General features: G+C 68.3%; 5 protein-coding genes and 4 pseudogenes. 6 read left to right on the top strand and 3 right to left on the bottom strand.

Annotated elements, in window-relative coordinates; all coding sequences use genetic code 11:
* Positions 1-259: 259 nt before the first annotated feature.
* Together BLW14_RS28300 and BLW14_RS28295 are read right to left on the bottom strand one after the other, a co-directional pair.
* Positions 260-4,651 (bottom strand): caspase, EACC1-associated type, encoded by a 4,392-nt coding sequence (locus tag BLW14_RS28300; RefSeq protein WP_177154125.1) that lies wholly within the window; start codon positions 4,649-4,651, stop codon positions 260-262.
* 130 nt (positions 4,652-4,781) lie between these two features.
* A complete protein-coding gene (locus BLW14_RS28295; RefSeq protein WP_143052021.1) occupies positions 4,782-5,186 on the bottom strand; it encodes an effector-associated constant component EACC1 in 405 nt (134 codons plus the stop codon).
* A 1,090-nt stretch (positions 5,187-6,276) separates the two neighbouring features.
* Between BLW14_RS28295 and BLW14_RS35795 the strand changes: the two are divergent.
* Together BLW14_RS35795 and BLW14_RS28290 are read left to right on the top strand one after the other, a co-directional pair.
* Positions 6,277-6,645: pseudogene (locus BLW14_RS35795) on the top strand (hypothetical protein); the annotation flags it as partial.
* 108 nt (positions 6,646-6,753) lie between these two features.
* The gene (locus tag BLW14_RS28290; protein WP_371128134.1) at positions 6,754-8,631 is read left to right on the top strand and encodes a chitobiase/beta-hexosaminidase C-terminal domain-containing protein; all 1,878 of its coding nucleotides are present in this window, start codon (positions 6,754-6,756) and stop codon (positions 8,629-8,631) included.
* Positions 8,632-8,789: 158 nt separating this feature from the next.
* Here the strand turns inward: BLW14_RS28290 and BLW14_RS28285 are convergent.
* Positions 8,790-9,230 (bottom strand): annotated as a pseudogene (locus tag BLW14_RS28285) (DUF2399 domain-containing protein).
* A gap of 65 nt (positions 9,231-9,295) precedes the next feature.
* On the opposite strand from BLW14_RS28285, the pseudogene BLW14_RS35790 reads away from it, so the two are divergent.
* The 4 genes and pseudogenes from BLW14_RS35790 to BLW14_RS35785 all read left to right on the top strand — a co-directional run.
* A pseudogene (locus tag BLW14_RS35790) lies at positions 9,296-9,406 on the top strand (hypothetical protein); the annotation flags it as partial.
* A 946-nt stretch (positions 9,407-10,352) separates the two neighbouring features.
* Positions 10,353-10,496 carry a hypothetical protein gene (locus tag BLW14_RS34630; RefSeq protein WP_177154123.1) on the top strand — a complete coding sequence of 48 codons (144 nt, stop codon included), beginning with the start codon at positions 10,353-10,355 and terminating at the stop codon, positions 10,494-10,496.
* 255 nt (positions 10,497-10,751) lie between these two features.
* Positions 10,752-12,227: a UDP-N-acetylmuramoyl-L-alanyl-D-glutamate--2,6-diaminopimelate ligase gene (locus BLW14_RS28275; RefSeq protein ID WP_093709951.1), complete on the top strand. Its 1,476-nt coding sequence runs from the start codon at positions 10,752-10,754 to the stop codon at positions 12,225-12,227.
* Between the two features lie 163 nt (positions 12,228-12,390).
* Positions 12,391-12,980 (top strand): annotated as a pseudogene (locus BLW14_RS35785) (transposase); the annotation flags it as partial.
* Positions 12,981-12,998 lie beyond the last annotated feature (18 nt).

The following is a 12,998-nucleotide window of genomic DNA, read 5'->3' as shown; positions in this document are numbered from 1 at the left end:
CACATCATCCAGATATGGACAGCCTATCCAAACCCGCCGTCGGCCGAGGGGCTCTGCCGCACCCGCCACTCAGCGGCCGTGGCCCCGCGTCCCCGGCTGCCGCAGGTCAGAGAGCTTCCCGGCAGATGGGCCTGCCTGTCCGGACTTTCACCACGGCGCGTGCACGACCTCGGCGCCCTGGGGCAGTCCTGGTCACGCGGCCGACGGCCGAACGGCGCGAAGAGTCACGACCGGCCGGCCGTTCCCTTCGGCCACGACGTCATCCCCGTCGCTCCGACTTGGGGCACGGGTCGCGATAGGGGATGCCGGGGGCGTACCTGCGCCACTGCGCCTTGGGCATGGACGGTCCCGTGTAGGAGCAGATGAGTTCTGCGAGCCCAGCATGGTCAGTGCTGTGGAAGGTGACACCTTTCCGTCGAGCGGCGGCGAGAGTGCCGCCGGAAGGGAGGAACTCGACTTGGGAAACCGTGTCGTCCTCCGAGGCCGGGATCGTCGCTTTGAGGGCCGGCCCAGCGGGATCGTGGATGTCCCACAACTGAATGCCCTCGTCCCTGTTCCAGTCGGCCATGAGGTCGTTGCGCTTGTCGAACGCAATACCCTGGGTGTCCTCAAGAGTGCGCAAGGTAGCTCCGGTGCGCGGGCGCCGGGGGTCGCTGATGTCCCACAACCGCACGGTGCCGTCACCGCTGCCGGTGGTGGCCAGCAGTCGGCCGTCATCGCTCAGCTCCGCCTTCGAGCCGATGACTCCCTCGATGGTGGTCGAGGCGCGCACGGTGCCGGCGGACACCGCGAGCAGGCGGACGGTGTTGCCTCCCGTCAGATCCGACGGTCGGGGAGTGAGAACGGCCATCACATTGCCCTGGACGTCCATGCCTTCGCTGTTCGCGTGAGCGAGTTTCGTGGTGTCGCCGCGGACCGGGTTCCAGGGGTCTTTGACATCCCACCACTGGATGCCGTCGGCCGTGGCGACGAAGGCCGTACGGCCGTCGCCCATGATGCCGCTCCAATCGTCGGGTGAGCCGAGGCTGTAGGAGCCGGCTCTGATCGCGTGACGCGCGTCGGTGATGCGCCACAGATGTGCGCGGCCGTCGCTGCCAGGGACCGTCACGAGCCTGCCCGCACGGTCCGCGAAGACGCCCGTGCTGATGATCAGGCCGCCTCGGCCGGGGAACTCGGCCTTGCCCAAAGACACCCCCCGCGCGGGGTGGCGCGGATCGCGCAGGTCCCACAATTGGACCTTGCCGTCGTGCGAGACGCTCAGTAGCGTGTTGCGGTCCCGGCCGATGAGTTCTGCTTGCTGCACCATGTCGGGCAGTTCGATTGTGGCGGCACGGTGCGGCCGGGCGGAGATGTCCCAGACTCCGACGGCCGAGGCGGAAGCCGTGTCCGCACGACCTGCCATGAGGCGCCCATCGCGGCTGAAGCCCCATCCGGAGGGCAGATAGGACACGTCGACGTCCTGGACCTGGGGTTGAGGATTGCGCCACGACCGCACAACACCGTCCGGGCCGCCACTGACGAGAGCACCGCCGCGAAGGTACGCCAAGGCCAGGGTGCCGAATCCGGTCGGGGTACAGGTGGGTTCCACCACGTCCTTCAGCGTCACAGCAGCGAGGCTGATCTGGCACAACTGCCCGTCCTTCTCGCTACTCCCCACACCGCTGACCGCCAGTCGGTTCCCGTCCGGGCTGAAGGCCACGGCCATGAGGTTCGTCAGGTCCATGGGGAAGGCGTAGTCGGCGACCTTGACCTTCCGGAGACGGGACGCGCTGCCAACGCTCCATAGGCCGAACTCACCGTCTCCTGCTGCGGAGAGCATCGTGCCTTCCCGGTTGAAGGCGACAGTGGCGTACCCCTCGGGGACCGTGACTGTGGAGGTGGCGCTGGAGGGGCGGGCGAGATCCCACAGCTGGGTCTTGCCGTCCAGAACCGTGGTAGCGAGCAGATCCTGCGTCGGAGAGAAGGCCACAGCGGCCAGCCCGCCGGACTTCCTGCTCGTCGGCGTCGGCAGTTCAGCGACAAGGTGAGGATGCGCGGGGTCGGCGATGGACCACACCAACGCCTTGCCCCGGGATGCCGCCGCAGCCAGCAACGTCCCGTCGGCGTTCATGGCCAACGACATGACCTTGAGACGGCCTCGTGAGGTGTCGGCGGGGTGGGGCAGATGCCCGATGACCCTGGGCTTGCGGGAGTCGGCCAGGTCCCACATGCACAGACCGCGCTGCTTGGGACATGCGGCTGCCATGAGGCTGCCGCGCAGCGAAAGAGCCACTGCGGCTGCCCCCGCCGTGCGGAGCGTCGCGTCCAGGACCGGCGCGGAGGGGTCGGCCATGTCCCAGACACGCACGGAACCGTCTGTGTTGGAGGCCGCTACCAGTTCTCCGTCCGGCTGAGTCGCGATGCGCAGTATCTGATGACCGGTGTCGCCGACGATTCTGTCCAACGGCTCGCCGAGCGAGGTGTAGAGCTGGGTGGTGGCGTCCACGGTGGGCGCCGAGCGGTAGGCCGCGACGGCGAGTTGCGCGGCCAGGCCCGGGTCGGTGGATCTGACCGCACTCGCCTCCGCTGCCAGTTCGGCAGAGCGGATCTCGGCAGCGTGTTGTTCGGACCGCTGGTGTTCACGCACAGAGATGAAGCTGACCACGGACGCCAGCAACCCCAGGACGCAGAGGACGGCGATGACCGTGCGGCGGTTACGGCGAGCGCGTCTCGCCACGTGCTGCCGTTTGTCCTCGAGTACCTGACTGCAGTCCAGGAAGTCCCGTGTGACGGGGCCGAGGACACCGTCCGTCCCGTCGTTCGGCTGCTGCCCTCGCGCTGCCTCGGCAGCCGCGTCCAGGCGAGGCCCGCCGTACAGATCCGCCTCCTGCCGTCCGCCCTGGTCCCAGACCCGGGCGGCGTCCGAGAGCTGCTGGAGCGTGAGCAGGACTGCCCGGTCTTCCTCGATCCACGCGCGCAGCCGCGGCCAGGCGTGCAACAGGGCCTCATGGGTGATCTCGAAACTGTCCGCGTCCACGGCGACCAACCGGGCGGCGGCCAGCGACCGCAGTACCCGCCCGGCCGCCTCTCGGTGACCGACGGTGGCCAGGTCGTCCAGGGGCAGCCTGCGGCGGGTGTCCTCCACGCCCTCGCCCAGACGCACCAACCGCAGCAGCAGGCCGCGCACATGCGGCCGGTCCCCGGGGCTCAGCGCTTTGTACGTGTCCTCCGCGGTACGGGCGATCGCCTCGTCGATTCCGCCGGTGGCCCGGTAACCGGACAGGGTGAGCAGGGCACCCGACTTCTGCTGCCAGGTGACGAGCAGCGCGTGGGAGAGCAGTGGCAGCACAGCGGTGTGCTCCCCGGCGTGGTGTACCCGGGCGTCGTGGAGCAGCGTGTCGGCCAGCCCCTCCTCCAGCAGCAGCCCTGCCGCCTTCGCCGGCCGTTCGATCACTTTCCGCAACTGTTCCGGACGGAGGGGGCCCACTACCACTTGGCGGCCCTGCAGTGCAGCCAGCAGACCCGGGTAACGCGTACAGGCCTCGTAGAAGTCAGCTCGGACGGCGAGCACGACGGTGGTCGGCCCTCCTGCCAGAGCCACGAGCTCGGCGACGAACCGTTCTTTCTCGTCCTCCGGTACGTCCGCGGTGAAGATTTCCTCGAACTGGTCGACCAACAGCATGGATCGTTCGCACCGGGCGAGCGCGGCCGAGCACCGTGAAAGCGCTTCGGTGGGGGCGGCCGAGCCTGGCGTCATGGTGGCTACGTTCCACTCTCCGGCGAGCGCCTCCAGGGCTGGGATCACGCCGGCGCGCAGCAGGGAGGTCTTCCCGCTGCCGGACGCTCCCACCACGGTGATCAGTCCGCCGCCTCGCACCAGGCGGGTCAGGTCCGCGACCGTCTCGCCCCGGCCGAAGAAGTACCGGGCGTCCTCGGCCCCGAAGGGCCGCAGACCCAGGTAGGGACACACCGCATCGTCCGGTCCGGCGTCCGCATCGGGTGCCTCCGTGGCAGGCGGCGGGCGGCGGGGCGTATAGGCGCGGTTACGGGCCAGGACCAGTTCCCCAGCCCGGTCACTGCTGTGCCGTCGCGGCCTCGGGGCGCCTTCCGCGGGGAGCACCCGGTTGAGGTAGCGGTAGACGTGATCGAGTGTCAGGTGTTCGGGCCCGGCCGGATCACCGTGGCACAACAGCTGGATCAGGGAGCCCGTAAAGGCGGTGTACTCCTCACCAGGGCGGGCCAGCCCGTGTTCCTCCCGCGCGGCGGAGGCCAGCAGGAAGCCACCACGTACGAGGGTCTGCTCGAAAGCCGCGGCCAGTGCGGGCGGTCCCAGCAACCCTTCGGCACGGCCGGCGAAGCAGCAGTCCAGGATGACGGCGACGGCGCGAGCTCTGCTGCGCTGGACCGCTTGCCGCAGCGCCGAGTACGCCAGTGCCTTGTACGAGAGGCCGTCCACAAGGTCGTCGGAGGCGCACGTCGCCAGGTACAGCCCATTGTCCGCCCCCACCAGACCATGGCCGACGAAATGCACCAGCAAGGAGTCCGACGCCTCCGCCGCCACCTCGTCGACCGCCGCTCCGAACTCCAGCGGGCTGGCCGGATCCACCAGAACGCGCAGGTTCTCGTCCGGCACGCCTTCCTGCTGTCGCAGAACCGTCGCGAGCTCCTCCACCGACCGGCCCACCGCGGGAACCGAAGGCAACGGCGATCCGGGCGGGTGCGAGCTTGTCCCTACGAGCAGGACGCGAGATCCCTTTCGGGCGAGCGCGCTCGGGTACCTCCCGGCGGATGCACCGCCGCCATCATTCACCGTCGGCGCCCTCGCCCGGTTCCCGCTGGGTATCACCGGCCCACGCGACGGAGACCAACTGTGCTACCTGTGCGCGCAGTTGGTCAGCGTCCATATTCCGGACCTGGTCCGCGCTCACTTCGAGCTCAGTCCCGTCACGCCCCGAGACGCGTACCGTCACGCTCCCCGTACGACGCCGCAGCCAGGCCACGGCCACACTGGCCACAGCTGTCGCGACCCCACCGGAGGTCAGGCCGACAACCAGCTGCTGGAGTTCTCCGCCCAGGGCCCCTTCCGGGACAGTGCCCGCCTCACGTCGGACCAGCCCACGCAGATCGTCCTCCTCCTCCAGCCAGGCAGCCAGATCAGCGGTCTCCTTCGCTCCGTCACTGACCGACAACGTCACGATGTCCGGCACCACTGGTTTCCCTCCCCCGTACTCGGCCCCCGCTGGAGACCGAAGCATCCGCAGGCTTTCTCCGCAGACGGCAATGCTCCCAGCCCACGTGCTCTCCGCATGCGGAATCGGACAAAGACAGCGCCCTTGGAGGGTGCACCGAGTGCTGGGCGACTGCGCTCCCCGGGGCCTAGGCGCCCCGTCCTCACGGTCGGGGACGGGGGCGCCTCGGGCTGCTGGAAGGTTCTGGCCGAATCGCTCCCCGGCGCCCTCTCGAACAAGGCGCTGGTCTCACAAAACAGCTCGCGCCTCTCGACGCCTGCCGAAGTCCGCACCGGCGCCGCCCGGCGATTGCCGAGGACGGACTTGCGATGGGCGAACCAGCCGAGGACGGACTCCCGATGGGCGAACCAGCCGAGGAAGCTCAGCCGCACCCGCCGATCCGCATTGTCGACGTTTGTGTCCACCGAACTCCGTCAAGGCAACCCCAGCCTATCCGGATGTCACCACACACCGAGCCCCTCCGACGTCAACACCGTGCGGGGGCGCACTGCGGCTCAATCGGGCACAGCGCGCAAAAATCGGCCATGGGGCTCTCTCCTCACGTCGTCGCCTCGTCACTCCGCCGCAGGTAGCGCTCGTCACCGTCTGTCTTCATGCCCTGCGGACCGGTTCTGCCCGCGCCGACCGTTCCTCACCCGAACCGGACCGTTACCGCCGCCGCACCTCGCACACATGGCTGGATCACGTCAGCCGGCAAGAGCACCATCCGCGCGGGACCCGAATCCTAGGGAGTCGAACCACTGACGCCAGGTACGACTATTCGCGAGCTCACCGCTATTGGGCTGAAGTCAGATACGACTTGGCACGTCTAAAGCGTTCAAGACTTGAAGTTTGTGCATCTTCTTGACGGTTCACCGTTGTCACTCAACACTGCCTTGACGGACCCAACATCTCTCGCGTTCGTTGATTGAGAGCGTTTTCAAGAGGTTTATTCAAAGGTCTGCAGAGTTGGCAAGGCTATTCCTGCAGGGTGTCGAGACTGTCTGCACCCTGTCCTCCGCGTTGATCCGGCGTTCACTTCACGAAACCAGGTGAAAGGAGTTCCGCCATGCGCACAACCGTCCCCCCCGGCCGAATGAGACCCCTGCAAGGTCCGAAGCACCGCGTCATCGCTCTACTGAGTGCCCTCATGCTCGCGCTCGTCGGCCTGCTCGGCCTCGATCAGAGCGCCACTCCCGCCTCGGCAGTCTCGCCCGACTACACCCAGAGCGTCACTCAACTGAGCTCCACGCAAGCTCAGATCTCGTTCACACCGACCACGTCCGCGGTCTACGTCGATGTGCACTACCTGGTCGACTCCGCCAACCAACAGAACGTCCGTATGACGAACAATGCGGGCACATGGACCCAGACCGTCGGCTCGCTCGCCAACGGAACGGTCCTGGAGTACTGGTTCACCTACGAGAAGAGCGGGCCGCAGTACGACACACCCCACTTCACGTACACCCAGGGCGGTGGTGGAACCGGCACTGTTGCCACCCCCACCTTCACTCCCGCGGCGGGCACCTACGCGTCGGCCCAGAGCGTGACACTCGCCGACGCGACCGCGGGCGCGAGCATCCGCTACACGCGTGACGGCTCCACCCCCACCGCGGCGTCCACTCTGTACAGCGGGCCGATCAGCGTCACCGCCACTGCCACCATCAAGGCCATCGCCATCAAGTCCGGACTCACCGACTCCGCCGTCGCCAGCGCGACGTACACGATCGGCACATCGGCAAGCTGCCCCACCCAGTCGGACACGCCGAACTTCGGCCCGAACGTGCACATCTACGACCCGAGCATGTCCAGTGCCACCATTCAGGCACAGCTCGACGCGCAGTTCGCCCAGATGAAGGACACCGCCTCCGCGCAGTTCAGCGAGAACCGGGTGGCACAACTCTTCAAGCCGGGTACGTACGCCGTCGACGACAATGTCGGCTACTACACCTCGGTGGCGGGTCTCGGGCAGAATCCGGGCGACGTGACGATCAACGGACACGTCACCGTGGACGCCTTCAACGCCTCGGACGCCGGCAACGCGACGCAGAACTTCTGGCGCTCGGCCGAGAATCTGGCCATCAATCCGGTGGGCGGGAACCGCTGGGCCGTGGCCCAGGCGGCCCCGTTCCGCCGGATCGACGTCCGCGGCGACCTGCAGCTCTACCCGGCCAGCTACGGCTGGGCGAGCGGCGGCTACATCGCCGACACCAAAGTCAGCGGCCAGGCGGCGTCCATCTCGCAGCAGCAGTGGTATACCCGGGACAGCAACCTGGGCAGCTGGGCCGGCGGCGTGTGGAACATGGTCTTCTCCGGCACCACCGGTGCTCCCGCGAACACCTTCCCCAACCCGCCCGAGACCACCTTGGCCACCACGCCGGTCTCCCGTGACGTGCCGTATCTGTACGTCGACGGCGCCGGAAAGTACCGCGTGTTCCTTCCGTCGCTGCGCACCAACGCATCGGGGGCGAGCTGGGCGAACGGCAGCACTCCCGGCACCTCTCAGCCGATGAGCCAGTTCTACGTGGTCAAGGCCGGCGACTCTGCCGCGACCATCAACAACGCCCTTTCCCAGGGCTGCAACCTGTTCGTCACGCCGGGCGTCTACCACCTGAACCAGACGCTGAACATCACCCGGGCCAACACGGTCGTCCTCGGCATCGGCTACCCGACCTTCGTCCCGGACAACGGCGTCAACGCGATCCAGGTCGCCGACGTGGACGGAGTCCGTCTCAAGGGCCTGCTGATCGACGCAGGAACCACCAACTCGGCGGCGCTGCTGACCGTCGGCCCGTCCGGATCGTCCGCGAGCCACGCGGGCAACCCGACGACCGTCCAGGACGTGTTCTTCCGGATCGGTGGCCAGATCGCCGGCAAGGCGACGACCAGCCTGATCGTCAACAGCAACAACGTGATCATCGACCACATCTGGGCCTGGCGGGCCGACCACGGCAAGGCAGGAAGCTTCGGCTGGACGGCCAACACGGCGGACACCGGGGTGATCGTCAACGGCAGCAGCGTTCTGGCGACCGGTCTCTTCGTCGAGCACTACCAGAAGCACGAAGTCGTCTGGAACGGCCAGAACGGCAAGACGATCTTCTTCCAGAACGAGATGCCGTACGACGTGCCCAATCAGGGCGCGTGGATGAGTGCGGCAGGGGTCAACGGATATGCCGCTTACAAGGTGGGCGCGGGCGTCACGACCCACGAGGCGTGGGGACTCGGAAGCTACTGCTACTTCAACGTCAACCCCGCGGTGAACAGCTACCACGCCTTCGAAGTGCCCAACACCCCCGGCGTGAAGTTCCACAACGCTCTGACGGTCTCACTCGGCGGCGTGGGCACCATCACCCACGTCATCAACGACACGGGGGCGGTGACCGCCTCGAACACCACTCCCAGCAATGTGGTCGCCTACCCATGAGGCAATGACCTGACGTGAAAGGTGGACCGGGCTCCTCGCGGTTGCGAGGAGCCCGGTCATTGCAGTATGCGGCGCCGGCGAGGGCTGCGACGCCGCTGGGGGCCTCCTCGTCCAGAACGAGGAGGCCTTCCCACAGGTCGGCAGCGCCCTACGGCCCTTCAATCGCCTGGAGCGCTGGCACGGCGCAAGGGGTACTGCCGGCGTGCCGCAGCAGCGAGATCTTCCAACAGCACATCGGCTAACAGCTCCTCGACCAGGGCGATGTCGTGCTCCGCCATGGCTTCGGCCAGCTCGGGATTCCACGGTGCTCCGGTGATGCGCCCCGGTTGAGGACCGTGCGCGTTGCGGACGATCGCGGATCGGTAGTCTCGCGCCGTCATGCACCAGGGGTGCGCCCCTGTTTTTTCGATGATGTACGCGGCAATGCGGATGCCTTCGCCGTCGAAGTCACCGTGGTAGCGGAGAGCAGCACCTCGGTCCGCGAGTAGGCGCAGGAACTGGAAAGCTGCGCCGTCGGGTCAGCCGGACGCGCAGACTAGCGGTGGGCAGTCGGAGCCGAAGCGACGGAGGGCGAGGGCCAAGATACTGGGGTTCTCCACTACATGGACGATGAGAGGACGACGAACGCGGGGAGGGTGAGGCCAGGCAGGAGCACGGCCAACTCCGAGTCGTAGCCACAGAACTGTGGTCGGTCGAGAACAATACTTCCCTCGCCAACATGGATTGGGAAGACTTCGAGAACGCCACCGACAACGGTGTCTTCCGGGGCTTCTGACCTCGGCAGGGTCGAATGGACGTCCCGCAAGCCTCAGCTGAGTCGAGCATCCTCCGTCAGGCTGCCGACGCGTGGGGCATCGAGCCGTACAGGGCTGGTTTCCAGGGCTGCGAGGCCCGGGGGGCCTTGCGACAGCCGTGAGCCGCACCGTCTTGGAGCGCGATGTCGGCTCTCTGCGCGAGGACCAGCGAGTGCGGGAAGCGGTGGAGGCTCAAGGCGACTATTCGGAACCCGTGCACCGGGGTGGATGACCACCTGCCACAGCAGGCGTGCGCCCCCGCTTCCGAGGTCGTCCTGGTCCGACAGATGGCCAAGATGAAGGAGCTTCACTCCTAGGACGCGGCGTCAGTCGGTGGGATACCCACTCCGCCGTACAAGTCCTCATGCCTTCCTCTCTCGTAACCCTTTTGACCGAGGTCTCCTTTGTGGAGACCTGTCGGCCCCTCCCCCCTTGTGTGCCGGCTTGCCACCGTCACGGGCTGTCGGCCAGTGGCCCACTGCTCTCTGCCCAAGATCCGGGCCATACTCGGAACAGCCGCCTGCGGTGCGGTCGAATCACGACCGTTTCCGCACAGTCACATCAGAGCAGCTCACTGGCCGAGGAAGCTCAGACGGACGCTGCGGTTGGTGTTGCTCGTGTTCGTGTCCACCAAACTCCGTTAAGGCAACCCGAGGGTAGCCCTCACCTGTCGGCTTCGGCGATGGAAGCCCTTGGCGGCGCGAGCAAGGGCGGGTGGGCTCGTTGCCCTCGCCAGCCCTCTCAGCTCCGCTGAGGAGCGCATCGCCGGGCGAGAACAGACCCGGGACGTGCGCCGCGACGGGGCCTTACCTTCGCTGCTGGTCACCGCGTATGTGCGGACGATCACCGAGGCCACCGGGTCACAGGTGCCGCTGGGGAGGCCGACGCGGAACGGGGCCCGTTCCTTCCACCCCGTACACTCGGCCCATGGGACACAGCGCCGAGCCGAGTGAGTGCCTGCACCGGGCCTGCTCCGCGCTGCCCCCGTTCGCCGCCCGCGCGGCCGTGCCTCCGGCGCCCGCGGACGCGGCGCCCGGAACGGGCCGTACCGCGCTGCACGGCCACGGCTAGCGATCTTCGCGCCCGCTCCCGGCAGCGGCATCCGGCGCTCCACGCCCCCCGCGTGACTGCCCGCCCCGCCACCCCCGCACCGACACCACCTCTCCGGCGCGCCGAGCGCCGGAGCCCCCGTCGCCTCCGGCGCTCGCCGCAGGCGTGCGTTCCACGATCGGCTCCACAGCACCACGCGGCTCACGGCGCATCCGCCTGTGCCGCTTTCCGGCAACGGCGCACCAACCGGCCGACGCCGCACTCGAAGGGATCATCGTGAAGCTGAGCGACCTCATGGCCGGGCAGGACCACCACGTGCTGCGGGGAACCCCCGACCGCACGGACGTCACCGCCGGCGTGACGATCGACGCGGACCGGGTCACCCCCGGCTCCGTGTTCGCCGCGGTGCCCGGCCATGCCGCCGGCGGCCCGCACGCCGTCGCTCCGGCTGTCGCGCGCGGCGCGGTCGCCGTACTCGTCGACGAACAGGCGCCACCCCTGCCCGCGGCCCTGGGCGACGTGTGCACCGTACGCGTCCCTGATGTCCGCAAGGCCGCGGCGGTGGTGGCCTCGCGCTACTTCGGCGAACCGGGCCGGGCGATGGACCTGATCGCCATCACCGGGACCAACGGAAAGACATCCGTCTCGTACATGACCGAGTCGGTGCTGCGGCTCGCCGAGCAGGCCCGGGTCGGAGTGATCGGTACCGCGGGCAGCCGGATCGGGGACGAGGTCATCCCGATGCCGCCCTCGGTGCTCAGCACTCCGGAATCGCCCGATCTCCAGTACCTGCTGGGGCACATGCGCGACCGGGCGTGCGGAAGTGTCGTCCTGGAGGCCACGTCGATGGGGCTGCTGACGCACCGTCTGGACCGGACGTTCATCGACGTCGGCGTCTTCACCAACCTGACCCAGGACCACCTCGACGACCACGGCACCATGGAGAACTACCGGGACGCCAAACTCCGCCTCTTCAAGGGCCTGTGCCGGCGCGCCGTGGTCAACGCCGACGACCCGGTGGGTGCCGGGATCCGGCAGCTGATGCCCGGCGCGGTGACCACGTACTCACTGGACGGCGCCGCGGACTACCGCGCGAGCGACCTGACCGTGGATGCCTCGGGCTCCCGGTTCACCCTGCACCACGACGGTCGCAAGTATCCGGCGGCGATCCCGTCGCCGGGCCGGTTCTCCGTCTCCAACGCGCTGGCCACAGTGGCCGCCTGCCACCTCTTGGGCCACGGTCTGGCCGGGCTGGTGGACGCGCTGGAGCAGATGCCGCAGATCCCCGGCCGCTTCGAGCGCCTCCAGGTTCCCGGGGGTACCTCGGTGATCGTGGACTACGCCCACTCGCCGGACTCCCTCGACAAGGTCCTCACCACCATCCGGGGCTTCGCCCGGGGGCGGGTCATTACCGTGTTCGGCTGTGGCGGCGACCGCGACACCACCAAGCGCGCCGAGATGGGCGCGATCGCCGGCACCTACTCCGACCTGTGTGTTCTCACCTCCGACAACCCCCGTTACGAAGACCCCGAGGGCATCCTCGACCAGATCGCGAAGGGCATCGTGTCGACCGGGACGCCGTTCGAGCGGCTGACCGACCGCCGCTCGGCCGTCGCCGCCGCGCTGGCGGAGGCGGGGCCGGACGACATCGTGCTCATCGCGGGCAAGGGCAGCGAACCTCACCAGAGCATCCGGGGCGAGCTGCTCCCCTTCAGCGACATGGCCACCGTGCGTGAGCTGATCGCCACCTAACTTGATCTTCGACGCACGTCGTCGAACGCTGCGTCGTACTCGACCACTCGGTTCGGCAACAGCCGTACACAGAAGCGGTCTTCGTCCGAGCATGCGCTCCGACCACGGAGGGCTCTACGCCCCTCGCCCGGGGCTGTCGGACGCCCGGGCCGCGGCACCGAGCGTCTGCGCGCTGGAGCCGGGGCGCAGCTCCTGGACCGCCCCGCTGGATGCGATACGCCTCTCCCCGGGTGGCGAATCCGCCACCGCTATTGCCCGCCGGCTGCGCTGATCCAGCAGCTGACCACCACAGCCCAGGGGCAGGCAGATAACCCGGACGCCCTGGTCCTCGCGGACGCCCGATACGACGCACCTTGTCTGGTCCGCCTCCTGCGGGACCTGCCGCTGCAGGTGCTGGCCCGGATGCGCTCGGACCGTGTCCTGCGCAGGTCGGCCCCGACACGGCAGCCTCACACCAGGGGCCGCAGCCCCGGTAGCGAGTTCGGTCTTCGCGCAGCCCGGCACCTGGGACGCCCCGGACACCGAAGACGTCACCGACACACGTATCCGCGGCACCGCCGTCACACACTCCCGGGGCCGGCTGCATCCCAGACTCACCCACCGGTCGTCTTGGGCCGCGGCCGACAGCACCCTTCCAGTCGTCGAGATGAGGGTGATCCGCCTGGACATCGACCATCTGCCCAGCGGTGCCTCGCCGAAGCCGGTCCGGCTGTGATGATCAGGCACCGGCTCTGGCAGGCCTACCTGCGGCGCCTCAGCGCCGTCGTCGAA

Source organism: Streptomyces sp. 2131.1, assembly GCF_900105515.1.
Lineage (GTDB): Bacteria > Actinomycetota > Actinomycetes > Streptomycetales > Streptomycetaceae > Streptomyces > Streptomyces drozdowiczii.
Note: the sequence above shows the minus strand (reverse complement) of the source record. Positions and strands in the feature narration are given on the sequence as shown.